This window comes from Candidatus Poriferisocius sp., from assembly GCF_965202595.1.
In the GTDB taxonomy this organism is placed as follows: Bacteria; Actinomycetota; Acidimicrobiia; order Acidimicrobiales; family Bin134; genus Poriferisocius.
Genome location: NZ_OZ241836.1, coordinates 1,452,175 through 1,475,338 on the forward strand (window position 1 = coordinate 1,452,175; position 23,164 = coordinate 1,475,338).

19 protein-coding genes and 1 tRNA gene are annotated in these 23,164 nt (G+C 64.1%); 2 read left to right on the forward strand and 18 right to left on the reverse strand.

Going from position 1 to position 23,164, the window contains the following annotated elements:
* Positions 1 to 12 precede the first annotated feature (12 nt).
* The 4 genes from ACOGXC_RS06810 to ACOGXC_RS06825 all read right to left on the reverse strand — a co-directional run bounded on the left by ACOGXC_RS06810 (position 13) and on the right by ACOGXC_RS06825 (position 3,878).
* Positions 13 to 294: a helix-turn-helix domain-containing protein gene (locus ACOGXC_RS06810; protein WP_419919934.1), complete on the reverse strand. Its 282-nt coding sequence runs from the start codon at positions 292 to 294 to the stop codon at positions 13 to 15.
* Between the two features lie 138 nt (positions 295 to 432).
* Positions 433 to 1,212: a sulfite exporter TauE/SafE family protein gene (locus tag ACOGXC_RS06815; protein ID WP_419919935.1), complete on the reverse strand. Its 780-nt coding sequence runs from the start codon at positions 1,210 to 1,212 to the stop codon at positions 433 to 435.
* Positions 1,213 to 1,282: 70 nt separating this feature from the next.
* Entirely contained in the window at positions 1,283 to 2,860 is a 1,578-nt protein-coding gene (locus tag ACOGXC_RS06820; protein ID WP_419919936.1) for a FadD3 family acyl-CoA ligase, read from the reverse strand.
* Positions 2,829 to 3,878 carry a hypothetical protein gene (locus ACOGXC_RS06825; protein WP_419919937.1) on the reverse strand — a complete coding sequence of 350 codons (1,050 nt, stop codon included), beginning with the start codon at positions 3,876 to 3,878 and terminating at the stop codon, positions 2,829 to 2,831. Before ACOGXC_RS06825 ends, ACOGXC_RS06820 begins: the two co-directional genes overlap by 32 nt.
* A gap of 78 nt (positions 3,879 to 3,956) precedes the next feature.
* Here ACOGXC_RS06825 and smpB point away from each other — a divergent pair, with 78 nt between their 5' ends.
* Positions 3,957 to 4,472, forward strand: a complete 516-nt coding sequence (gene smpB / locus ACOGXC_RS06830) for an SsrA-binding protein SmpB (RefSeq protein ID WP_419919938.1) — start codon at positions 3,957 to 3,959, stop codon at positions 4,470 to 4,472.
* A gap of 50 nt (positions 4,473 to 4,522) precedes the next feature.
* Here the strand turns inward: smpB and ACOGXC_RS06835 are convergent, their stop codons facing one another.
* The 3 genes from ACOGXC_RS06835 to ACOGXC_RS06845 all read right to left on the reverse strand — a co-directional run bounded on the left by ACOGXC_RS06835 (position 4,523) and on the right by ACOGXC_RS06845 (position 10,106).
* On the reverse strand, positions 4,523 to 5,335 hold the full coding sequence (locus tag ACOGXC_RS06835; protein ID WP_419919939.1) for a hypothetical protein: 813 nt from the start codon (positions 5,333 to 5,335) through the stop codon (positions 4,523 to 4,525).
* Positions 5,336 to 5,353: 18 nt separating this feature from the next.
* Positions 5,354 to 7,000, reverse strand: coding sequence for an ABC transporter substrate-binding protein (locus ACOGXC_RS06840; RefSeq protein ID WP_419919940.1), 1,647 nt, complete (start codon positions 6,998 to 7,000; stop codon positions 5,354 to 5,356).
* A gap of 118 nt (positions 7,001 to 7,118) precedes the next feature.
* A complete protein-coding gene (locus ACOGXC_RS06845; RefSeq protein ID WP_419919941.1) occupies positions 7,119 to 10,106 on the reverse strand; it encodes an ABC transporter permease subunit in 2,988 nt (995 codons plus the stop codon).
* A gap of 86 nt (positions 10,107 to 10,192) precedes the next feature.
* On the opposite strand from ACOGXC_RS06845, the gene ACOGXC_RS06850 reads away from it, so the two are divergent.
* Positions 10,193 to 11,359 carry an amidohydrolase family protein gene (locus ACOGXC_RS06850; protein WP_419919942.1) on the forward strand — a complete coding sequence of 389 codons (1,167 nt, stop codon included), beginning with the start codon at positions 10,193 to 10,195 and terminating at the stop codon, positions 11,357 to 11,359.
* Positions 11,360 to 11,554: 195 nt separating this feature from the next.
* Here the strand turns inward: ACOGXC_RS06850 and ACOGXC_RS06855 are convergent, their stop codons facing one another.
* The 11 genes from ACOGXC_RS06855 to cimA form a co-directional block, all read right to left on the reverse strand.
* Positions 11,555 to 12,295, reverse strand: a complete 741-nt coding sequence (locus ACOGXC_RS06855; RefSeq protein ID WP_419919943.1) for an NIPSNAP family containing protein — start codon at positions 12,293 to 12,295, stop codon at positions 11,555 to 11,557.
* Positions 12,296 to 12,371: 76 nt separating this feature from the next.
* Positions 12,372 to 13,181 carry an enoyl-CoA hydratase/isomerase family protein gene (locus ACOGXC_RS06860; RefSeq protein ID WP_419919944.1) on the reverse strand — a complete coding sequence of 270 codons (810 nt, stop codon included), beginning with the start codon at positions 13,179 to 13,181 and terminating at the stop codon, positions 12,372 to 12,374.
* 40 nt (positions 13,182 to 13,221) lie between these two features.
* A complete protein-coding gene (locus ACOGXC_RS06865) occupies positions 13,222 to 13,593 on the reverse strand; it encodes a hypothetical protein (RefSeq protein WP_419919945.1) in 372 nt (123 codons plus the stop codon).
* 10 nt (positions 13,594 to 13,603) lie between these two features.
* Complete coding sequence (locus tag ACOGXC_RS06870; protein WP_419919946.1) at positions 13,604 to 14,323, reverse strand: ABC transporter ATP-binding protein; 720 nt, start codon at positions 14,321 to 14,323, stop codon at positions 13,604 to 13,606.
* On the reverse strand, positions 14,323 to 15,054 hold the full coding sequence (locus ACOGXC_RS06875; protein WP_419919947.1) for an ABC transporter ATP-binding protein: 732 nt from the start codon (positions 15,052 to 15,054) through the stop codon (positions 14,323 to 14,325). The genes ACOGXC_RS06870 and ACOGXC_RS06875 overlap by 1 nt, the downstream gene beginning before the upstream one ends.
* Positions 15,055 to 15,108: 54 nt before the next feature.
* A complete protein-coding gene (locus tag ACOGXC_RS06880) occupies positions 15,109 to 17,304 on the reverse strand; it encodes an ABC transporter permease (RefSeq protein ID WP_419919948.1) in 2,196 nt (731 codons plus the stop codon).
* Between the two features lie 102 nt (positions 17,305 to 17,406).
* On the reverse strand, positions 17,407 to 18,990 hold the full coding sequence (locus ACOGXC_RS06885; RefSeq protein WP_419919949.1) for an ABC transporter substrate-binding protein: 1,584 nt from the start codon (positions 18,988 to 18,990) through the stop codon (positions 17,407 to 17,409).
* 184 nt (positions 18,991 to 19,174) lie between these two features.
* Positions 19,175 to 19,246, reverse strand: a tRNA-Gln gene (locus ACOGXC_RS06890).
* Positions 19,247 to 19,391: 145 nt separating this feature from the next.
* The gene (locus ACOGXC_RS06895) at positions 19,392 to 20,744 is read right to left on the reverse strand and encodes a glutamate--tRNA ligase (RefSeq protein WP_419919950.1); all 1,353 of its coding nucleotides are present in this window, start codon (positions 20,742 to 20,744) and stop codon (positions 19,392 to 19,394) included.
* 117 nt (positions 20,745 to 20,861) lie between these two features.
* Complete coding sequence (locus ACOGXC_RS06900; RefSeq protein ID WP_419919951.1) at positions 20,862 to 21,401, reverse strand: hypothetical protein; 540 nt, start codon at positions 21,399 to 21,401, stop codon at positions 20,862 to 20,864.
* Complete coding sequence (cimA, locus tag ACOGXC_RS06905; RefSeq protein WP_419919952.1) at positions 21,388 to 23,112, reverse strand: citramalate synthase; 1,725 nt, start codon at positions 23,110 to 23,112, stop codon at positions 21,388 to 21,390. The genes ACOGXC_RS06900 and cimA overlap by 14 nt, the downstream gene beginning before the upstream one ends.
* Positions 23,113 to 23,164: the final 52 nt, after the last annotated feature.

Here is a 23,164-nt window from a genome sequence, read left to right on the forward strand (position 1 = left end):
AGGGGTGGTCATTCAGGAGCCGGCATCCGCGTCCCCACCCTCGCCCTTGCCGGCATCGTCGCTGGAAACGGGATCGGGGTACAGGTGACTGAGTGTACCGGGCTCGATGCGGCAGAGCTTGATGAATTCGTCCACATCGGCCTGGTTGACCCGAATCACCCGCCCCATCCGATACGCCGGCAGGCTGCCCTCATTAATGAACCGGTAAAGCGTTCTCGTGGTGATACCCAACCGCTTGGCCGCGGTCTCGGTATTGAGCCACAAAATCTGGGAATCGCTCTGGAAGTCGCTCATCTGTCCCTACCCTATCGCGTTTCCGGTACATCCCGGTACATGCCCCGGACTTGCATGACTAAACACTCCGCAACAACAAGTCGCAACCCGAAAACCCCCTTCACAACCGCAACAACAAGTCGCAACCCGAAAAGCCCTTCACACCGTCTCCGGCGGTGGGGGGGAGTCGTTGGCGTGGCGCAACATCTGCACGGCGCTCACGATCAGCAGCAGGGCGAACAGGGTGGCCGACAACCGGGGACTCAGCTCACCGGCCCCGAGAGCCCCGAGGAACGCCGAAGCCATCCCGGACACACCGATGGCCAGCGCCCCTTTCGGGTCGAGGTTGCCGGCATTGCGGTTCCTCAGGGTGCCGATTATGGAGGTGGGAAGGATCACCAGCAGCGAAGTGCCCTTGGCGGTGACATCCACGAAGCCAAACAGCAGGATCATGGCCGGTATCATGATCACGCCGCCGCCCACTCCCATGGTTCCGGAAAGCAACCCGGTGGCCAAACCGCAGGCCACGTATCCGAAGGCAAGGGCCGGGGACACGTCGCCGTGGCCGGTGGCATCGGGAACCACCGCCAGGAATCGGGCCGCGGTGACCAGCAGCAACACCGCGAAGCCAATCCGGAGCGACCGTATGGGCACGTGGTTGAGCAACGAGGTGCCGATGGTGACCCCCACCGAGGAGCCAGCGAAAATCAGCAGGCCGGGCAACCACGCCACCGAGCCGTCCAGCAGGAATCCACCCAGGGCCGACGCGGAGATCAGCACCATGGCCCCCAGTGAGGTCCCATGGGCCCGGCGCTGCTCCATGCCCAGCACCAGAACCAGGCAGGGAACCATGAGTATCCCACCACCCACCCCGAACAGCCCGGACAGAAAGCCGGTGGCCACTCCAACCCCGACCGGACCCCACCGGGAACCGTTCACGCCGAGTCTCCAGCAAAATGTGCCGGCCTTGTTCGGATCCCCCGACCGACCGTCCCCCACCGGGAGCCGGTCACACTGAGTCTGCTTGTTCTCGCAACACGTACTTGAGTACCTTGCCCGAGGCGTTGAGGGGCAAGGCATCGGTGAACCGCACCCGGCGAGGCACCTTGTAATTGGCCATCTCCTGGCGGCACCAGGCGATGATCTCAGCCTCGGTGGGGTCGGTACCGGGAACGGGAACCACGGTGGCCACCGCTACTTCACCGAGCCGCTCGTCGGGCATGCCGACAACCGCAACCTGCCCGATCCGGGGGTGGGCAAGCATGATGTTCTCGATCTCGGCCGGATAGGCGTTGAACCCCCCCACGATGAACATGTCCTTCTTGCGGTCGGTGATGTCGATGTTGCCCTGCTCGTCCATCACCCCGATGTCACCGGTATGCAGCCAGCCTTCGGCATCGATGGTCTCCGCGGTCTGCTCGGGATCGCCCAGATAACCGAGCATAACGTTGTAGCCCCGCACCACGATCTCACCGGGCTCGCCCCGGGGCATCTCGACACCGCGGTCGTCCACCACCTGCACCTCGACATCGAGAATGGCCCGGCCCGAGGTGCGAGCGATGGTCTCGGGGTCGTCGTCGTGGCGACACATGGTGGCGATTCCCGAAGCCTCGGTGAGCCCGTAGCCGGTCACGATGGTCTCGAACCCCAACCGGTCCCGCATCTGATGAATCATCTCCACCGGGATTACGGCCGCTCCGGTGACCGCCAACCGCAGGGTGGACAGGTCGAAGCTGTCCAGATTGGGATGATTCAGGATGGTCTGGTAGATGGCCGGGGGTCCGGGTAGAACCGAGACCCGTTCTTCGGGTACCCGGGCCATCACCGCCGGGACATCGAACACGGCGTGGGGGATGTTGGTGGCCCCGGCCATGAGGCAGGCCAGGATGCCGGAGTTCAGACCGAAGGCATGAAAGTAGGGGTTGACTATCAGGTAACGGTCACCAGCTCGCAGACCGATCACGTCGCACCACGATTTGAAGCCCCGGCATATGGCCGAGTGGATGAGCATGGCCCCCTTGGGCAGGCCGGTGGTACCGGAGGTGAACATGATGTGGCACAGGTCGTCGCCGGTCACCGAGGCCGCCCGACCATCCCCGTCGGCCTGGCTAACCCGACCGGCCCGGTCGAGGAACCGGGCGAAGCCGGTGGTGCCATCGGGCACAGCCCCTCGCATCACCACGATCTCGTCCAGGTCGGCCCCACCACCGGCATCGCGCAGCAGCCTTACATAATCGGTGTCCAAAAAATCGGTAACGGTGAACAGGATGCGAGCCCCGGAACGCTGGAGGATGTAGCCGGCCTCCCGCCCCTTGAACCGAGTGTTCACCGGCACCAGCACCCCTCCGGCCAGGTGCACCCCCAACCCCGCCACCACCCATTCCCATATGTTGGGACCCCAGACCGCCACCCGATCCCCGGGCTCGACCCCCGAAGCCATCAACGCACGAGCTGAACCTCTAACCTGTTCTCGCAGCTCAGAAAACGTCCAGCGAACATCGCCGTCAACCAGAGCCTCCAGATCGGGAAACCGCCGGGCGGCATCGTCCAGCAGCTCACATATCGTCCTCCACGGTGCGGTGGTCATCCCTCAAGACCCTACTCCCCTCCTCAGCATCGCCGGACTCACCGGACTCAACTTCCACGTCGCCACCGGTAACCGCCACTTCAGCCCCCTCACAAGACGCAACCTCAGCATCGCCGCCGGTAGCCGCCACTTCAGCCCCCTGGGGGGAGCGAGCGCGTTGGTGGCGAAGCCCTATGGCGAGAACAATCGCCAGCCCGAGGATGCCGAGCAGGATGATGGCTACAACAGCCCCGGCCCCCAACCCGCCATCGCCCTCCGGGTTGGTCTCGGCATAAAGCTTCACCTCGGAGCCTTCCATGATCTCCATGAGGTCGAATGACCAGGAAAATCTCGAACCCTCCACAACGTGAGCGTTGTGATCCACCGGCTCGCCCGGAAGGGTAACCGAAACCGACACTGTCACATCGAAAACGAGACCGGCCATCCCTTCCCACATCTCGGAGAGTTCTTGTAGCTCGGCGGCAAATCCCAGCTCGGAAGTCAGCCCAAGGCTGGGATCCTGCACCAGGTCATCCACCTCAAGCCTCCAGTTGCCACTGTCTAACTTCATCACCCTGGTTCCCTCTTCGGCGAGGAGCCTACCCACCTCCGGGAACTCCTCAGCCGTCCATTCCAACGACTCCGTAACCGAGCACTTCCCATTGTTGGAGCTTGCTTCGATGGACAAGCCCGCCAACTCCTGATCCGAATCCTTGGAAGCAATCCTGCTCGGCAAGAATTCGGTTGCAGCAATGCTGCCCAAGCAGACTGTTTTTTCAGAAATCCCCAAGTCGGGTTGCTGGAAGTCTTCTCCGACTAACTCCCGCTGCTGCGGGAACTCTTCTTCAATGGACCTCTGAAGGAAGTTCGCGTATGCCCTTGAGTCGAACTCCAGGGTGCTCGAAAGCCGGCCCGAGCCATCAGGGAACACCTGAATCTCGTTTTCGATGGACAGGCAACCGGCACCCAGCAAAGCACCGATGATGCCCACGATAACGAGCTTTGAACCTCGGATAGCCATTTTGGCCTCCTTCCTCAAGCTGCTTGGGAAGCAGGCTACCAGCCTCAGGGGCGAAAAGGCGGCGGGCTGCTTGTGCCGGCGGTGTACCTTGAGCCAATGCCCCAAACCGGACCGGGATCCGGCAGTGCCCAGGAACGAAACCAGCAGGAACGCATCAAGGTGGTGGCCACCAATCGCCGTGCCCGGCGGGACTACGAGATCCTCGACGAGTTCGAGGCCGGCCTGGTGCTGGTGGGATCGGAGGTCAAGTCGCTGCGGGAATCGGGCGTGACCCTGGCCGAATCTTACGCCCGCATGGCCAACGGTGAGCTATGGCTGCGGTCGTTGCACATCGCCGGCTACAGCCACGCCGGAGCCTCCACCGGCCACGACCCCGACCGGCCCCGCAAACTACTGCTGCACCGGGGGGAGCTGAATCGCATCCGAGCCCGACTCGACCAGGATCGCCTGACCGTGGTGCCGCTGTCGCTGTACTTCAAGCAGGGCCGGGCCAAAGTTCTGATCGGACTGGCCCGGGGTCGCCGCAAGGCCGACAAGCGCCAGACAATCGCCGAATACGATGCCCGCCAGGAAGCCCGCCAGGAGATGGGCCGATCCGGCGAAACGAAATAACTGCCCAGTGTCAGCCAGTAGTTATGGCTAACCAGTAGCTGACGGTGTAGCTAACCGGCGGGGTTTGTATCCCCCTCAGGTTTCTTACCCCTCAACAGATTGAAAAAGCTCCACAGGACTCGGACTGCAACCCAGAGAATCACCAGCCCCATGATGCTGAACACCACGGACAGCAGGATGGTTTCAGCAGATACCCCGTCATCATCCGGAGTCGTCTGGGCGTAGAGAACCAGATCGTTGCGGAGGATTACCTGGGATAAGTCGAAGCTCCAGGTGAACCTCGAGCCCTCAACGTGGTGAGCGTTGTGATCCACGGGCTCGCCGGGAAGAGTGATGGCAGCGTTAAATGTTGGCAAGGCAGGAAGGGGGGAATCCATGTCAGATATCATGGCTTCCTCGTGCTCATGACTACCGTCTATCTCTTCCGGTTCCCCTATCTCGTCTATCTCAACTCTCCAGCCACCGTTATCCAGCCTCATGATTTTCGTCCCCATGGGTTGCAGGATGTCCATCACGGTTTCAAGCTGGTTCTTGGACCACTTCAAAGTCTCGGTTAACGAACATTCATCGCCGTTGTTGGTTTGTTCCTCGGAGAACTCAAACCGCTTGCTCGTATCACTGCCGAAAATGGTGCCAGGCAACAATTGTTGATCGGCAAGCGCTTCGGAGCAGGCTTCTTCGGTGGACATTCCCGGCAGCGAACCGAGTGCCTCCAGCTCAGCCACATCCACCTCAAAAGTGCCGACAATACGTCCGGAACCATCAGAATTGATCCTGATGTCATGATCGACTGACATGCTGCTGGCGGTCAGCAAACCACCCAGAAGCACAGCCATCACTTTGTTGAGACCCAGGATTGGCATCGTCCGCGGCTCCAGTGTTTACCGGTCGGGCTCGCCGTAGCAGGTGAAGGGGTGGGCTACCTCGAAATCACCATCCACAACCTGAACTGCGCTGATGCAGTCGGGAGCGATGACATGGTCAACAGGGAACCTCACCGCCCCCAGCCCACCGGGCTGCTGGGTGGATTCGAAGCCATCGAGGTTTATGGCCTGGTAGAAGCTGGCGGTGTTCAGATCCTCACCAGCCGCCGCCACCATCTGCACCATGAGATCGGCCGACCAGTAGCCAACCAGGCTACCGAAGCCGGGGAAGGCATCGACCGCCTCGAAATCGGCCAGCAATAGCTGGATGGCCGGCTGCGTTTCGTCGAGCGGGGGAACTTGGGTCGCGGCAAACCCGCCCTCCAGAGCTTGACCCAAATCGGGGCTGGACTGGGGAAGGCCGGGCACGTAAGTCAGGTAATCAGCCACCGGACCGTCCCAACCGGAAGCGGCGATGGCCGCCTTGAGTGTGACTGCTCCGGCGAAGTCGGTGGACAGGATCACCAGCTCGGGATTGGCCTCGAGCACCCTGTTCACGAAACGGGTGGGATCGGTGATGCCACCCGCGGTTTGTGTGGGAACGAAATCGCTGAACGCCAGCCTGTCACCCCAAAGGGTTTCGTACAGACCGGCACCGGCACGGCCGGCATCGTCGTCGCTATTGAAGATACCGACAGAGAAATCATCGTTGCCGAGATAGTCGTTCCATATCTCCCGGACCGAAACCAGCGGATGAGCCCCCTCGACCTCGAAGGCAAAGCCGCTCAGGCAGCCGTTGAAGCCGAAGCCCCACTCATTGGGAGCGCAGAATCCGGGCATGAACCCCCAACCGGTGAACGGCACCTGGTTATCGTTCAGATAATCGGTGGTCTGGGGTAGTGAAACCGCCGAGGTCACCATGATTCCGAAGACCTCGTCGTTTTCCACCATGCTCCGCGCACCGTCGAAGTTGGCCTGCGGATCGCTGCCGTCGTCCACGAACTGCACCAGTTCGGCTTGGCGCCCACCGGGCAGCTCACCGTCGCGATTGGCTCGCTCTAACCGGGCCTTGATTCCATCCTCATAACCGGAATACAGCGCCGACTGGGTCATCGCCCCGAACCGCACCGTGTCGTCGGTTACCCCCCGGGTGGAGGGCTCAAAGTCGATGGAATAAGTAAAGGCCCCATACGTGCGAGACCCGATCGTAACATCGCCATCGTCCGTAGGTAGGGGGTCATCGCTATCACCACACTCGCGGTGCACATCGTCCCAGGTGTAATCCGAAGGGGCGGCATCCCACATCCTCTCGGCGGCATCCCCTCTCGCTTCCATAGCGTCGGCCCACTGCTCCAACTCTCCCGACGGCCAGGTGGTCGTGTCCTCCCCGTGCTCGGCCTCTATCGCCCGTGACCTCGCCTCAGCGTCGGCCCAGGTGTCGTAATAGCGACAATAGGAAGGGCGATCATCGCTGGCCTCGGCAGCTGTCGAATCCGGTGCTGGTTCGTCCGGCTCCTCGGTCGCCGGAGCTGGTTCATCGGGCTCCTCAATTGCCGTCTTTGTAGTTGCCGGTGGGTCGGCGGCATCGGTCCCATCGTCGTCGTTGCCGCAGGCCGCAGTCGCCAGCAGCAGGGCGGCCAGGAGTGCTAGCAACTTGTAGAGCATTGAACGTTTCATTTCCCCTCCGAAAATTGGAACGATGAAATACTAGAGCAGCAATCGGCTCATGTCATCCTGACACAGCGCCAATCCGAGACCGTGTCATTCCCGGACCTGGTGGAGCTCAAGAGGATGTCACCTCTCCCAGGTAGGCAGCGTCAAGCTGGTCGTGGTCCACCTCGGAGCGGGAGCCGTGCCAGGTTACGTGGCCCAGGCTGATGAAGGCCACCGAGTCGGCGATCTCCAGCACATCACGAGCCTTCTCCTCGATCAGCAGCAGAGCCACGCCTCGCTCCTTGAACTCGACGAAGAGTTCGAGGATCTGGTTCACGATGAGCGGGGCCAGCCCCAGCGACGGTTCGTCGGCAATCAGCACCTCGGGCGGATGGGCCAGAAGCGGGGCCAGGGTGAGGATCTGCTGCTCGCCCCCCGAGAGGTTGCCGGCCAACTGATTCTGGCGCTCCCCCAGGATGGGGAACCGGTCGCAGCACAGCTCCCGATCCTCGGAGCTGGGCAGCCAGAGCTGCATGTTCTCCCTAACGGTGAGGCCGCTGAAGATGCCCCGAGACTCGGGGGCCAGCACCACGCCTCGGCGAGCCCGGCGATGGCTGCGCTCTGCGGTGATGTCCATGCCGTCCAGAAGGATGCTCCCCCGGGTAGCGGGCAGCAGCCCGGCCGCCACCGCGCCGGTGGTTGACTTGCCCGCACCGTTTGGTCCCAGCAGGGCGGTGATCTCACCCCGGGGCACCGACAGGTCGATACCGTGAAGGGCCTCGACCAACCCGTAGCCGGCTCGCACGTCCACCAGTTCCAGGGCCGCAGGGTGCTGCCCGACGTACCGGCCGCTCCCCACCCCAGCAGCCGGAACATCGGGAGTAACCGGAACCGCGGGAGCAGCCGGAACCGCACTCTGGGTGAAGGCCTCGGCCTCTCCCCGCCACGCGGCCAACCGCCGGCGCCAGGCATCCCGCCGAGCCCGGTTCTGGGCGGCGGTGAGCGCGATGATCCCGTCGGGGCGGCGGGCGAGCTGCATGGCCCCGAGGCCGAACATGATGGCCGGAATGTTGCGGGCCCTGTCGTACTGGTTGAACCCGTCCCAGTCGATGGGATACCAGGAGTACACCCGGGCCAGGCAGATGAAAGCGAGAATCCCCAGAACGGCCGGGATCCCGGGCGAGACCGGCAACCCCACCTGCCGATCCCGGACGGCGGTGGCCAGCGCAGCCGCCCCGAGCACCGAGGCCACCAGCACCACATGCCACGACTCCAGCCACTCCCAGTGCCAACCGTTGCCGAACGTATGGTCGCTGGCTGCCACCATGATCCCGGCCATGACCGCCCCTCCGGGCCGGCGGATACCGATGAGTACAACCACCGCCAGCCAGAACAGCCCTTTCTGGGTGGGGGCGGTGAACGGGGTCACGTTGCCGATGAACACCGCGAAGAAAACGCCGCCGAATCCGGCCAGCAATGCCGACAGGGCAAAAACAGCCAGCTTGGTACGAACCACGGAATGTCCCGAGGTGGCCGCCGCCGGCTCGGAATTGCGCACTGCGATGATGGCCCGGCCGGTGACCGAGCGCTGGAGGTTCCTCACCAACCAGCCGGCGGCGAACACCAGCAACGCCAAAAGCACCGCCAGGGAGGTTTCGTCCTCGAAGTCGAAAGGGCCTATCCGGGGACGGGGAATGTCCCACCCCTTGGTGCCCTGACCGTTCTTGAACCAGCTCCACTCGAACAGCACCCGCTCGCTCATGAAGGCCAGAGCCAGCGTGGCCAGGGCCAGCGGCAGCCCCCCCAATCGCAGGGCGGGGAGGGCCACGATGACCCCGAGCACCCCGGCGATCACCGTGCCCACGATCAGCGCGGGAATGAACGGCAACCCGGTTCGATTCAGAACCAGCCCACCGGTCATGGCCGCCATGGTCACGAACGCGGCCTGGGCCAGGCTGACCATGCCCCCCAGACCGGTGAGAACCACCCAGGACATGAACACCAGGGCCAGGGCCAAGCCGGTGATCCACAGGCCGAGCCAGAACTGATCGGCGAAGATGAACATCTGGAGCACGATGAAAACCGTGCCCAGAATCCAGGGCAGGCGGATCCGCCAGGCCGGGAGGTCGTCGGTGTACTCGGTTACCGGGGGGGCATCGGCGACCATGCCACCCCGACGAGTCCGGTCCCGGGCCATGAACAGCAGCCCGACCAGCAGCACCACGAACGGCACCGAGCTCTCGAACCCCCGGATGTCCTGGGCGAAAGTGGCATACCTGCCCACCCAGCTCGTAATCACCCCCAGGCCCACCCCTCCGGCGAGCGCCAGCGGGATCGAACGCAGCCCGCCCACCACCGCGGCGGCGGTGGCGGTGAACATGAACACGTTGTACTGGCTGGAATCCAGGGAGTTGAACACCGGAGCCCCCACAACCCCGGCTACCCCGGCCAGCATGGTGCCGATGATCCAGGCGGCCGAGGAGGTGAACGACTCGCTGACTCCCCGCAACCCGGCCAGGGCGGGACGATCCACCACCGCCCGCATCTGGAGCCCGAGACGGGTGTGGCGCATGAGCACCCACAGCGCCGCGGAGATGACAACGGCCACCACCAGCACCGTCCACTGGTTGCTGTCGATGCGGAGATCCAGACCGCCGCGGTCGTAGATCCAGGTCTCGGTGGGCACCTTCCACACCCCCGGGGTCAGGAACACGTAGTCGGTGCTCCGGAGCCCCCAGTCCCAGGTTTTGGTGCCCAGATCCACAACCAGATCGGCCAGGGCGGGCAGGGCGACCAGGATGCCGATGGTGGCCATGACCTTGGCCGCGTCGTTGGCCCGGGCCAGGGGCCGGAACACGGCCACGTTCAGAAGCTGGCCCAGCAGCGGGCAGAACCCGAACACGACGATGAAGCACGCCAGCAGGCGCATCCCCAGGCTCTCGATGCCCAAGGCGTTGATGAGCTGGAAGTAGAGCATCGCCGAGGTGTAGGCGACACCCCCGTAGGCCAGGTTGAATATGCCGGTGGAGGTGTAGCTCAGCGTGAGCCCGGCGGCGATCAGCGAATAGATGGCACCGCTGATCGCCCCGCTCACGAGTAACTGGATGAACTCGCTCATCCGATTATTGCCCCCTCGTCCATCTCGACCCCCGACACTTTAGATCGCAAGTCGCGCCGAGCGTCGAAACCTGCAACACTGGGGGGATGGCCGCAACGCTAGATCAGTTACGGGTGATCGACGTGGACACCCACATCACCGAACCCCACGACTTGTGGACCAGCCGAGCCCCGGCCGCCTATGCCGACCGGGTGCCGAAGGTGGCCGACGTGGACGGGCGTCCCCATTGGACACTGGATGGCGAGACCCTGGGAGCAGCTATGGCCAGCGGGGTGATACGCCCCGACGGCAGCAAGGCTCTGGGCACCGACTTCTTCACCTGGACCATCGAGGATGTCCACCCGGCGGCCTACAACATGGAGGCCCGGGTGGAAATAATGGACCGGCTCGGCATCCACGCCCAGATCATCTACCCCAACCTGGCCGGCTTCGGCAGCCAGAAATTCGGTGCGGTGGAGGACCGGGAACTCAAGCGGCTGTGCGTGTCGGTGTACAACGATGCCATGGCCGAGATCCAGGACAACTCCAGCAACCGGCTGTTCCCCATGGGGCTGATCCCGTGGTGGGACATCGAGGGATCGCTGGCCGAGGCCGAGCGCATCGTCGGCCTGGGATTGCGGGGCATCGTGATGTGCAGCGATCCCCAGCTCCGAGGGCTACCCGATCTGGGCGAGGAGGCCTGGCGGCCGCTGTGGGAGTTCTGCTGCGACCACGAGCTGCCGGTGAACTTCCACATCGGGGCCAGCGAGAGTTCGATGGGTTGGTTCGGCACCTCGCCGTGGCCGTCGCAGGGTGACGAGCAGAAGCTGGCCATCGGCTCGGCCATGATGTACCTGACCAACGCCCGGGTGCTGGCCAACCTGATCTTCTCCGGTGTTCTGGAGCGGCACCCGACGCTCAGGATCGTATCGGTGGAATCGGGAATCGGGTGGATCCCGTTCGTTCTGGAATCGCTGGACTACCAGATGGACCAGCTAAAAACCGAAGTGCAATCGCAATTCAGCCTGCGCCCCAGCGAGTACTTCCGCCGCCAGATGTTCGGCTGCTACTGGTTCGAGGGACTATCGGCCGATCTGCTCATCAACCAGATCGGCGCGGACAACGTGCTGTTCGAGACCGACTTCCCCCACCCCACCTGCCTGTATCCCTACGGCTTGGAGGAGGCATCGCAAGCCCTCGGTGATGTGAACGACGACATAGCCCGCAAGGTTCTACAGGACAACGCCGCCAAGCTGTACAAGATCGCGATCTGACCAGCCGATCGGGATCGGCAACCCGCAGACCCTGATAATCGATCTGACCGGGGCCGCGGCGGCTTAGAGATCCTCGTAGCCCGGGGCCGCGGCGGCTTAAAGATCCTCGTAGCCCGAGGCCGCGGCGGCTTAGAGATCCTCGTAGCCCGAGGCCGCGGCGGCTTAGAGATCCTCGTAGCCCGAGGCCGCGGCGGCTTAGAGATCCTCGTAGCCGGTGCGGTCGTTGCGGTGGGGTTGGCGGCCGGTGCGGAACGGGCTCAGGGGGGCATCCACCAGCAGGAACCGCTGCCAGCCCTCCACCAGGTGGTTCACCCCGGCCCGCCACCGAGCTGGGCTTCGGTGGCTGCGCTGAGCCTTCTCGAAGTCGGCCCACGCCTCCCAGGTGGGGATGGCCCACAGCAGGAACACTTCGTCGTCGGCAACCATGGCCGTCTCCCACGCCCCGGCCAGCTCCCAGCCGTAGGGCTCGTGGGCCGGGCGGGCATCGGTGCGCACCCGATCCAGGAACTTGGCCGAAGCGCCCCGCTTCAGGGTCACCTGCTCATGGGCGTAGCACTCGCCGGTAACGCCATCGGCGCACAACTCCTGGATGGTACGGGTCCACGGGGCAGGCACCAGCAACCGGTCGGTACCGCAGCGGCGGTACTCAGCCGCCCGAGCCCACCATTTGGCCAGCTTGGGATCCTGGATGCCGGCCCCCTGGCACTCGTGGCGAAACGAGGTGGCCATACCGTCCCAACCGTCCTCCTCCCACAGGTTCAGCACCTGGGGCCAGCCCCTGGTTGTGCCCACGATGCCCCACACTCCGTAGCAGAGCTGGTTGCGCTCCTCCTGGGCGATGGGTGACCAGTTGGCCGTCATGTGGTGCATGTAGTTGGCCCGGTTGTGACCGATTATGTCGATGAACTCGTGGATGTAGAGCTTGTGGTTGGCCACGCTCAGCCTCTCTGGCCCCCAAAATCGGGAACTCGCTTGTTCAAGAACGCATCCACGCTACAGACCACACAATGACTCACCGTTTCGGCAAGAAATCGGGAACCCGCTTGTTCAAGAACGCGTCCACGGCCTCCCGGTGGTCGGTGGTGTCGAAGGTGATGGCCTCCAGCGCGAAGGCCAGGTCGTAGAGGCGGTTCACCCGATCCTCCAGCTCCTTGTTGCACAACCGCTTGTTGAACTCGATGGCATGGCGGGGACCGGCGGCCAGCCGGTTGGCCATGGCGGTGGCCGACCTCAGCACCTGGTCGGGTGGCACCACATGGTTGACCAGCCCGAAACGCTCGGCATGGTCGGCATCCAGCAAGTCGCCGGTCATGAGCAGCTCCTTGGCCCGGTTGAGTCCCACCAGAAGCGGCCACAGAACCGCTCCCCCGTCACCGGCCACCAGCCCGGTGTTCACATGGGGATCGCCGATGCGGGCGGCATCGCTCAAGTACACGACATCGCAGAACAGCGCCAGCGACGCGCCCAAGCCGATGGCGTGGCCATTGACCGCGGCCACCATCGGTTGGCGCACCCGTAGTGCACCCCGAGCTATGTCGATACCGTCGTCCAGCAGGTCGGGGCGGCCCTCGGGGTAGCCCGATTCCAGGTTCTGCTCCATCACCGCGAAGTCAGCCCCCACGCAGAACGAACGGCCCGCGCCGGTGAGCACCACCGCTCGCACCTCGGCATCGCCGGTGATGCGCTGATACAGGTCCCGCAGGTCCCGGTGCATTTGCTGGTTCAGGGCATTGCCCCGATCGGGCCGGTTCAAAGTAGCGATGAGCACCCGGTTGGGGCCGAGTTCGGTGGCTATGGTTGCCAATTCGTACCGGTCAGCCATGGGTTGAGTCTCCCCTCACCCCTCTGAACAGCAGCAGGGATTAGCGGTTGGCCACCCGGTCGGTCTGCTCGCGGTGTTCGTAGATGAGGCGGACCAGCCAGTAACGCATGAACCGCCGGAAGGAGCTGACGGTGATCATCACCAACCCTACAAGGGTGAGGCTCACCCCGAATAGGGCCGACACCACCAGGTCGAGGTGGTTCTTGTTGTCGGAAGCGTCACCGGTCATGAAAAACGACACGAGGGTGAAGGCCAAACCAACAATGGTGAGGATAACCCCGATGCGGAATACCCACCGGTCGGGGTTGGCCCGGCCGCCGGAGGCCTGGAGCCGGCCGACCTCCTGGTGGAATTGCTCCAGCCGGCTTCCATCGGCGGTGGAACCTGCCGCAGTGTCGTTGGGTTGGCTCATGGTGTTCTCCTCAGGAAATGCCCAGGTAGGCAGCGGTCAATTCTTCGGCGATCTCAGCGGGGGGGCCGGTTCTCTGGATCCGCCCATGCAACATTATGGCCGCCTCATCGGCCACCCCGAGAACCTCGCGGGCGAACTGCTCGACTATCAAAATCGACAACCCGGCATGGGCCAGGGTGGCCACCTGCTCGTACAGCTCGCCCACGATGATCGGGGCCAGCCCCATGGACAGCTCATCAAGCATCAGGATGGCAGGATCGGTGGCAAGCGCCCGGGACATGGCCAGCATCTGCTGCTCGCCTCCCGACAGCGTGCCGGCCACCTGGGCTCGACGTTCCCGCAGGCGGGGAAACTGGGTGAAAGCACGCTCTTGAACCTCCCGGTAGGACACACCGGCGTAGGTACACATGCGCAGGTTCTCCTCCACGGTGAGGTTGGGAAAAATGCCGCGGCCCTCGGGAATCAGGCAGACCCCGGCCCGGGCCAGGCGGTCGGGGGAGACCCCGTTCACCTCGTGGCCGGTGAGCAGCACCGACCCCGTCTGGGGATGGATCTGCCCGCTGGCCACCCCCAGGGTGGTTGTCTTGCCCGCCCCGTTGGGGCCCAGCAGGGCGTAAACCGTGCCGGGCAGGACTTTGAGGTCCACGCCGTGGAGCACGTCGATGGTGCCGTAACCGGCCCGGATGCCGATCAGCTCCAGCAAAGGGGTAACAGCCTGTGTATCGCTCATCAGCCGCTCCCCAAGTAGGCCACCCGCACATCTTGGTTGGCCTGCACCTCATCGGGGGTGCCCACTGCGATGATCTTGCCGAAGTCCAGCACGTGGATGCGGGAGCACACGCCCATGACGAAGCTCATGTCGTGCTCCACCAGCAGGACGGCAAGATCGTTGTCCTTGTCCCTCACCAGGCCCAGCAGCATCTTGCCGACGGCCGTGGTCTCCTCCTCGTTGAGCCCTGAAGATGGCTCGTCCAGCAGCAGCACCCGAGGCCGGCACGCCAACGCCCGGGCCAGCTCCACCCGGCGGGCAATGCCGGTGGGCAGCGTACCCACGGTCACATCGGCCACATCGTTGAGTCCTACCCGTCCCAGCATCTCGTGGGCTACGTCGCCGGCTTGGCGGTCCTTCCACTTGAAACGTTGGTTCATCTCCACCGCCACCCGCACGTTGTCGAACGCACTGAGCGAGTTGAACGCCTCCAGCTTCTGAAAGGTGCGAGCGATGCCCATTTGCGAGCGGCGGGCCACGCCGGTCTTGGTTATGTCGATCCCGTCCAGCTTCACCGTACCCCTGGTGGGGGGCAACAAACCGGTGATCACATTGAACAAGGTGGTCTTGCCCGCGCCGTTGGGACCGATGAGACCGGCCACCTCTCCGGGGTGAACCTCAACCGATGCGTAGGAGAGAGCCACCACGCCCCCAAAGTGCACAACCACCTGCTCAGCCTCGAGAAGCGCCATAACCCTCCTTCGGATGCTCAGCCTCGAAAAGCGCCATAACCCTCCTTCGGATGCTCAGCCTCGAAAAGCGCCATAACCCTCCTTCGGCACGACCTGGTCGAGGATTCCCAGCCGTCGATCCATTGCGATCACCTCTTCGGGCGTGAACGGCCGCTCCAGACCCAGCTCGCCAATCTCCGGTTCTCGCTTTTGGGCGTTCTCCGCGGCGATCTCCGCTCGGGCATCGGCCCGCCACGGCAGAATGGGGGCAAATCCCCGACCCATCTCCACAAGCGCTCCTCGAGGATTGAAGACCATGCCCAGCACCAGCAGGCCCGGACCGTAAGTGGTTAAAAGGTCCAGTAGGGTCACCAGAAAGTCCACGTTGCCGGTGTCCTCCAGCCGGTTGCCGAAGCCCTTGAACAGCGGTATGAAGATCAAGAAGATGCCGGCCATCGGCACCGACACTCCGGCAGCCGCCACCAAAAGGACGATGTTGAACCCGATGAGCAGGTCGAATCCCTGCACGCTGTCAACGTTGCCCGAAACGGTGGCCCAGAACACCCCGGCAATACCGGCGATGGCCGCCGACAAGGCGTAAACCACCACCTTGGTTCGCACCACCGGAATCCCCAGGGTGGCCGAGGCTGCCTGGGAGTCGTTGATGGCCATCCATCTCCGCCCGTAGCGGGATCGTCGTAGCAGAACCAGGGCGTACACGAAGATGGCAAAGACGCTCACGATCAGAAGAAAGAAGCCCCGGCGATCATCGAAGGTGATCCCGAACAGCTCGATGTGGGGGAACTGCCGGCCGGTTCCGATGACGGGCATAACCCACGGGTGGGGGAAGAAGATGAGCGACATGGCCTGGGCGAAAGCCATGGTCATCAGCGCCAGGTACAGCCCCCGCAACCGGGCGGCGGGAAGGGCTACAAGAGCCCCGAGGGGCGCGCACAGCAGCCCGACCAGCGGGATCCAGTAGCCGTTGCCGGAGTCCCCGGCCAGCTTGAGGTAGACGAAAGCACCGAACCCGGCAAAGGCCAGCGGCGCGAAGTTGATCTGCCCGGCCCAACCGATCAGCGGAACCAGCGACAGCCCGATGAGGGCCAGAGCCATGGCCTCGTTGGCCGAGTTCAACTCTCGGGCCCCCCATGAGCCGGGATCCCAGATGCCGAAGTCCAGCCAGCCCCCCGAGAACACCACGGCCAAGAGGATGATCACCCCGCAGCCAAAAAGCCCCTCCCACCAGTTGGTGTACCGCTCCTTTCTTCGCAGGTTGTGCGCCAAGCGTCCCACCTCGAGCCGGGCCTGGGGCAGAGCTATAACCACGAACAGCAGCAACAGGGGAGCGATGGAGAGATGGGCAAAGCGGAAATCGGAACCGAAGTCGAGCCACGCATTGGTGTGGGATCTGAGCAAGCCGATCAGCATGGCCCCCACCACCACCAGGGGCAGGTTTCTCAACGCGCCAAAAGCGGCCGCCGCAAATGCGATGATGACCACGCTGTTGAGGGTGGCCGGATCCAACCCCAGCTCGGGGGCAATGAGTATCCCCCCCAATGCTCCGAGCATGGATCCCAGGGCCCAGGAGGTGGACGACACCACATTGGGGCGGGCACCGTTGAGGGCAGCCAGCTCCCGGTTGTCCACCACCGCCCGCATGGCCGTGCCGATACGGGTCCAGCGCAGGAGGATTCGCATGGACGCGGCTATGGCAATGGACACCACGAAGACGATGAGCCGGTGCCAGGGAAGCCGGGACGGCCCCAGGTCCCTACCGTTTTCGATGCCGAACAGGTACGGCACCCGTCGCGGAGTGTCGGCCTTCCATATATCGCCCACCACCGACAGCAACAGCACCATGATCGCCACGGTGACCATGAGCTGCACCACCAGCGATGCGGTACGCAACCGTCTCATAATCACGATGTCCAGGGTCACCCCCAGAGCGGGGGCGAAAAGGCCGACCACCACCACAAGGGCAATGAGGGAGTGCCAACCCCGGTTCACATGAAGTTCCCAGTACAGGAAGGCAGCGAAAACGCCGATGGCCCCCTGGGCGAAGTTGAATACCCCGGTGGTGTTGTACACCACCACCAGGCCGGTGGCGTACATGGCATACAGGGCCCCCAAAAAGAGCCCGATATAGGTGGTTACCAGGAAGGTCTCGCTGGTAACCGGGGCCCCCTTCCAGGCCACGATGGTCAGTACCATGGCCCCCACGGTGGCCCCCACGGTGGCCACAACCACCGAGAGGCGAATTCGCGCCATAGCTACGATCCCGCCTCGCTTTGACCCGGGGGCACTACCTCAGCTTGGTCGGTGCAAGCAGTTCGCAGCATTACAAGAACCCAGCCCCTTGGCCCGTTCCGGTTAGCCGCCGAACTCAGCGCTCCAATCCCGGGACAGCGAGACCACGTTATCGGGGTTGCAGTCCAACTCCCCTCGCTCCTCGGGATGCACCCGCACGAATTCGCTGTTCTGCACCTGCATCAACATGAAGCAGGGCATTATGTTCTCAGTGCTGGAGTAGTCGGCTGGGCTCCACCAGCCGTTCACATCGTAAGAGGTAACGTTGCGAGCGCCCTCCAGCACCGCTTGGCGGGTAACGGCGTTGGGCCCGCCTTCGGCCACTATCTGATTGACAACCTGCTCGAAGAGCACGCCGCCGGCCCATGAGCCCGCTGCCCAGGCCGGGGGGAACTCATTGTCGATGGCTTCCATGAAGTCGGCCAGTTCCTGGTTCTGATCCACCTCGTCGAACGGCAGGAACCAGATCCATACGTAGGTGCCTTCAACCACGTCGCCCTGCTCGAGGAAGCCGGGGGTGTAACAGGAGAGCTGGCACATCCAGATCACATCGTCGGCATCCAACCCCTGAGCCTCGGCCTCGCTGCGCCACTTGATCATGGACTGGTCGTCGGAACCGGTGTAGGCGAAGTTGGCGTTGGAGTCCCGCATCACCTGAATGAACGCGCCGTACTCCGACTGGGTGGTGAAACCGCTCACTCCGGGCTCGGCCTCGATGACCACACCCACCTCCTGGAAGGACCGCACCTGGGGCATGGCCGTGGCAATGGTGGACGGCAGATCGGAGGGAATCAGGAACACCCCGTTGAGCTCCGGGCTGACGTTCTCCATGACCCATTGCACGTGACCCACCTGGCTCTGCACCACCCGGAGGCCAGTGCCCTCGTAGGGGCATTCGCTGTTGGGTCGGCTGGTGGCAAACGTGACCACCGAGCACTGGTGGGGCGGCTCGGTGGTTATGTAGGCGAAGTCGGGCACCCCGATTTCATTGCCCGAAGCGTCTGGGCAGTTCTGCAAATCGGTGGTTTCGAGCGCGAACAGCGAGGTGGTCCCGACCAGAGCGAAAGCATCCTCGCAGGCGATCAGGAATCCGTTGGTGGTCTCGGTGGCGTTGATAGCCGAGTCGTGCTCGATGACCTCGATCTGGCGGCAGGCCAGTCCCCCTTCGGAGTTCAGCCGGTCGGCCCAGGCCTTGACCCCGTCGATCGACCCCTGGAAGAGGCCGGGAGCCAGCGGGGAACCCACATCGGCCATGACCAGCACGGTGATGGTGTCGGAGGTGATGCCGATATCGGTGGCTTCCAGATCCACCGCCTCACACGGGTCAACCTCGGGCGTGGCTTCGGGCTCATCCCCATCATCGGGCTCATCCAGATCGTCGTCAGGCTCGTCCCCATCATCGGGCTCATCCAGGTCGTCATCCAGATCGTCACCGGGCTCATCCAGGTCATCGTCCGGATCGTCACCGGGCTCGTCCAGATCGTCACCGGGCTCATCCAGGTCATCGTCCGGGTCGTCGTCGGGTGCCTGGGTGGGGGCGGCGGTCGGCGCACTCATCCCGGAGTCATCGTCATCGTTGCCCCCACACGACACCGTGACCAGAGCGAGCACTGCCAGCAAGCCGATAATCCAGCGAAGATGCTTCACATTTCCCCCTTATGAAATGAAGAACCGGCTCACACCCTTGGCGTGTACCGGCAATACGATGCGGCCACATTGTTACCCATCCGGTCAACTCCGCGCCACCCTTGCCCCCGACATTCCCCTCCCAGGGACCATCCATGAATTGCGCAAAGCTCGAACAGAGCTCAAGAGGGAAGATCTGAAAAAGCTCGGGAGGGAGGACTCGAACCCCCAATATCGGGACCAGAACCCGGTGTGTTGCCAATTACACCACTCCCGAGGGCAAGAGCCATCCTACCCCCCAGCCCAGTCCGCCCGACAACGCTTTAGTGCCAGTACTTCAGTGCCAGCGCCTCACAGCTTGGATAGGGCTGCCCGGAGGCGGCGGTTGATCCAACCATCTTTGCAGTCGGGGTCGGGCCACCTCACAGCTTGGATAGGGCTGCCCGGAGGCGGCGGAGCACCTCCTCCCGGCTCAGATGCCGCACCATGGGCTCGAACAGCGGCGGACCCACCGATCTGCCGGTTACCGCCACCCGAACCGGGGCCTGGGCCTTGGAGCGATTGACCCCGTTGGCCTCGCCCACCGCGAACACCGCATCCCTGACGGTATCGGGATCCCAGGAACAGCCGGCCAGCGCGGCCATGGAACCCTCGAGTATCGCAACCGCGGCCCGACCCCGCACCACTGCCTTGTCCCAGGATTGCTCGTCGAGGGGCGGATCCACGCAGAACAGCCAGTCCACCTGGCGGACCATGTCGGACAGCGTGCGCAGCTTCTCCTGCACCAGCGGGGCCACCGAGGCGATCACCTCGGGGCGGTAGCGCTCCGGCGGCCACGGCACCCGATCCGGGGCCAGATGGGGCCCCAGCGCGGCCAGGAGCTCCTCGGGATCGAGGGCCCGGATGTACACCCCGTTGAAGTGCTCCAGCTTGGTCCGGTCGAAAAACGCCGGTGCCTTGTTCACGTCCTCCAGGCGGAACTGCTCCACGATCTCGACCAAAGGCCGGATCTCCACCCCGTCACGCGGCCCCCAACCCAGAAGGGCCAGGTAGTTGACCATGGCCGGGGCCAGGAACCCGCTTCGGCGGTAGCTCTCCAGCGACACGTCGTCGCGCCGTTTGGACAGCTTCTTGCGCTGCTCGTTCACCAGCAACGGCAGGTGGGCGTACACCGGCGGGGGCCTTCCCAGCGCCTCGGCCACCAAAACCGCCCGCGGGGTGCTCGACAAAAGGTCCTCGCCCCTGATGGCATGGGTGATGGCCATGTCGGTGTCGTCCACCGCGTTGGCCAGCACGAAAGTGGGGGATCCGTCGAAGCGCCAGATCACGAAGTCCCCGAGTTGGGCGTGATCGAACGACACCTCGCCCCGGATCACATCGTTCACCACCGTGGTCCCCGCCGGGGTTCTGAACCGCACCGCCCGACCCTCGGCCATCTGGGTGCCCGGCAGTTCGTTGTCGTCGCGATCGCACAGGTAGGCCCGGCCACTATCCAGAAGCTGCTGCACGGCCCGGCGGTGGCGCTCCCGGCGCTCCGACTGGTAGTGGGGCCCCTCGTCGTAGCCGATGCCCAGCCACTCCAGGTATTCGAAGATGGCTTGGGTCAGCTCCGGGCGGTTGCGGTTCTCGTCGGTGTCCTCGATCCTCAGCACCATGGTCCCGCCCGTGGAGCGGGCGAACAGCCAGTTGAACAGCGCCGTGCGGGCGGAGCCGACATGGAGGTAGCCGGTGGGCGATGGCGCGAACCGAACCCGTACCCCATCAGCCGGAATCACTGGTCACACAATGCTTTCGGCGCTTTCGGCAAAAAACCTGGTCACACAATGCTTTCGGCGCTTTCGGCAAAAAACCTGGTCACACAATGCTTTCGGCGCTTTCGGCAAAAAACCTGGTCACACAATGCTTTCGGTGCTTTCGGCAAAAAATCCGGATCTATCGGGGGAGCAGGCGGCCTCCACTTCATCGGGGGTCAGGCGCAGGATCTCCTCGGGAACCAGGTTCACCAGGTGGCGGGCCTCCAAGTAATGGTGGGGATTGCTGACCTCGGCAAACAGCTTCCGTCGCCAAGCCAGAAAGGTCGTGCCCGCGGCCGGTGGCAGGTATCCGAACAGCATGAAAGCCACTCGCAGGTCGGCCATCACCGGGGCCCTCCCAAAAGCCGCGGCCCGTTTGAGGGCCAAACCCAGGCAACCGGCAATGACATCCTCGACCTCCTCACCGGCTTCGAGCAGCAGCTCTTGTTCAAACCTGCGGGCCAACCGCAGGGCGTACCCCTGGTCGGGCCCGGGTACTCCCATCCCGGTTCCCTGGGGCTGACCCCCGGTGAGCTCTGCGGGCCGGCCGGCCAACCACGGTTGGGGCAGGCGGGGCGGCGATACATAGTGCCGGTTGGCCGGCCCGGTCTCGGTGGGCACGTAGTCAGGCGCGGCCATCGTATGCCTCACTAGCACTGGCTTCATCCACCTCATCCTCGCTACCCATGGCTTCATCCACCTCGTCCTCGCTCCCACTGGTTTCATCCTGGCTGTGGAGCAGCCCGTAGACCAGGCTGTCCACTAGGGCCTGCCAACTTGCCTCGACGATGTTGGCGGACACGCCTATGGTCGTCCAGACCCGGTCGCCGTTGGTGGAGTCGATAATGACCCGAGTGACCGCGGCGGTACCGGCGGCGGTATCGAGTACCCGCACCTTGTAATCGATGAGGGAGATCGACCGGAACGCCGGGTAGCGATCACCCAGAGCCAGCATCAACGCGGAGTGCAGAGCATTCACCGGGCCGTTGCCCTCACCGGTGGCCACGATGCGCTCACCCCCCACGTGGAGTTTCACGGTGGCCTCGGTATCCATATCCACCGCCACCTTGTTCCAGGCCCGAGCCCCGGTACCCGATCGGTGCTCGGTGGCTACCTTGAACGACTCCAGCTCGAAGAACGGCTGGGTCCACCCCGATGCCCCCCGCATCAGCAACTCCAGGGAGGCATCGGCCACCTCGAAGTGGTATCCAGCATGCTCCAGCTTCTTCAGAGTGTCCACGATCTCACCGATGGCGTTGCCGTCCAGGTCGATACCCAGTTCCCTGGCCTTGATCTCCACCGTCGAGCGCCCCGCCATCTCCGACACCACGAACCGGGTGCCGTTGCCCACCGTGGCCGGGTTTATGTGCTCGTAGGCGTCGGGGCGGCGGGCAATGGCACTGGCGTGAAGTCCCGCCTTGTGGGCAAAGGCCGATGCCCCCACGTAGGCCTGCTGGGGATCGGGCGGGAAGTTCACCAGTTCGGCCACATGGTTCGAAACCCCGGTGAGTCGATCCAGCCGGTCGGGGGGAACGGTGCTTATCCCCATCTTCAGGCTCAGGTTGGCAATGATGGGTACCAGATTGCAGTTGCCGGTGCGCTCGCCGTAACCGTTGATGGTGCCCTGCACCTGGGTGGCCCCCGCTCGCACTCCGGCCAGGGCGTTGGCCACCCCGCACCCGGTGTCGTCGTGCAGGTGTACCCCCACCGGAGTGTCCAGGTATTCCACCACCGCCCCCACGGTGTCCTCCACCCGGTTGGGCAGCGAACCCCCGTTGGTATCGCACAACACGAGCCGGTCAGCCCCGGCCAGCGCGGCCGCCTCCAGCACGGCCAGGCTGTACTCCGGGTTGTCCCGGTAGCCGTCGAAAAAGTGCTCGGCATCGAAGAACACCCGCAGGCCGCTCTTTCTCAGGAACCTCACCGAGTCGGCCACCATGGACACGCCCTCGTCCAGGGTGGTTCGCAGGGCCTCGATCACGTGGTAGTCCCAGCACTTGCCCACGATGCAGGCCACCCGGGCACCGGAGGCCACCAGGCCGGCCAGGGTGTGATCGTCGTCGGTTCGCCCCCTGACCCGGCGGGTGGAGCCGAAGGCCACCAGGGTGCTCACCTCCAGGGTCAACTCGTCACGGGCCCGGGCGAAGAACTCATCGTCCTTGGGGTTGGAACCGGGCCAACCGCCCTCGATGTAGTGCACCCCGAGGGAGTCGAGCTGGCGGGCGATGCGCAGCTTGTCCTCCACGGTGAGGGATATGCCCTCGAGCTGGCTCCCGTCCCGCAGCGTGGTGTCGTATATCTCCACCGCTGACGGCCACGACCGGGGCTCGGCGTTCTCAGCGGTGGACATCTTCGTTCCAATGCCGATACTCAAAGCACACCATCATCGCCACCACCAAGAC

Excerpts from the sequence above, each read along its gene's own strand:
- cimA (WP_419919952.1), bottom strand. The coding sequence starts at position 23,112 with ATGTCCACCGCTGAGAACGCCGAGCCCCGGTCGTGGCCGTCAGCGGTG.
- ACOGXC_RS06860 (WP_419919944.1), bottom strand. The coding sequence starts at position 13,181 with ATGGCTGACCGGTACGAATTGGCAACCATAGCCACCGAACTCGGCCCC.
- ACOGXC_RS06865 (WP_419919945.1), bottom strand. The coding sequence starts at position 13,593 with ATGAGCCAACCCAACGACACTGCGGCAGGTTCCACCGCCGATGGAAGC.
- ACOGXC_RS06880 (WP_419919948.1), bottom strand. The coding sequence starts at position 17,304 with ATGGCGCGAATTCGCCTCTCGGTGGTTGTGGCCACCGTGGGGGCCACC.
- smpB (WP_419919938.1), top strand. The coding sequence starts at position 3,957 with ATGCCCCAAACCGGACCGGGATCCGGCAGTGCCCAGGAACGAAACCAG.
- ACOGXC_RS06875 (WP_419919947.1), bottom strand. The coding sequence starts at position 15,054 with ATGGCGCTTCTCGAGGCTGAGCAGGTGGTTGTGCACTTTGGGGGCGTG.
- ACOGXC_RS06810 (WP_419919934.1), bottom strand. The coding sequence starts at position 294 with ATGAGCGACTTCCAGAGCGATTCCCAGATTTTGTGGCTCAATACCGAG.
- ACOGXC_RS06835 (WP_419919939.1), bottom strand. The coding sequence starts at position 5,335 with ATGCCAATCCTGGGTCTCAACAAAGTGATGGCTGTGCTTCTGGGTGGT.
- ACOGXC_RS06840 (WP_419919940.1), bottom strand. The coding sequence starts at position 7,000 with ATGCTCTACAAGTTGCTAGCACTCCTGGCCGCCCTGCTGCTGGCGACT.
- ACOGXC_RS06820 (WP_419919936.1), bottom strand. The coding sequence starts at position 2,860 with ATGACCACCGCACCGTGGAGGACGATATGTGAGCTGCTGGACGATGCC.
- ACOGXC_RS06870 (WP_419919946.1), bottom strand. The coding sequence starts at position 14,323 with ATGAGCGATACACAGGCTGTTACCCCTTTGCTGGAGCTGATCGGCATC.
- ACOGXC_RS06900 (WP_419919951.1), bottom strand. The coding sequence starts at position 21,401 with ATGGCCGCGCCTGACTACGTGCCCACCGAGACCGGGCCGGCCAACCGG.
- ACOGXC_RS06845 (WP_419919941.1), bottom strand. The coding sequence starts at position 10,106 with ATGAGCGAGTTCATCCAGTTACTCGTGAGCGGGGCGATCAGCGGTGCC.
- ACOGXC_RS06850 (WP_419919942.1), top strand. The coding sequence starts at position 10,193 with ATGGCCGCAACGCTAGATCAGTTACGGGTGATCGACGTGGACACCCAC.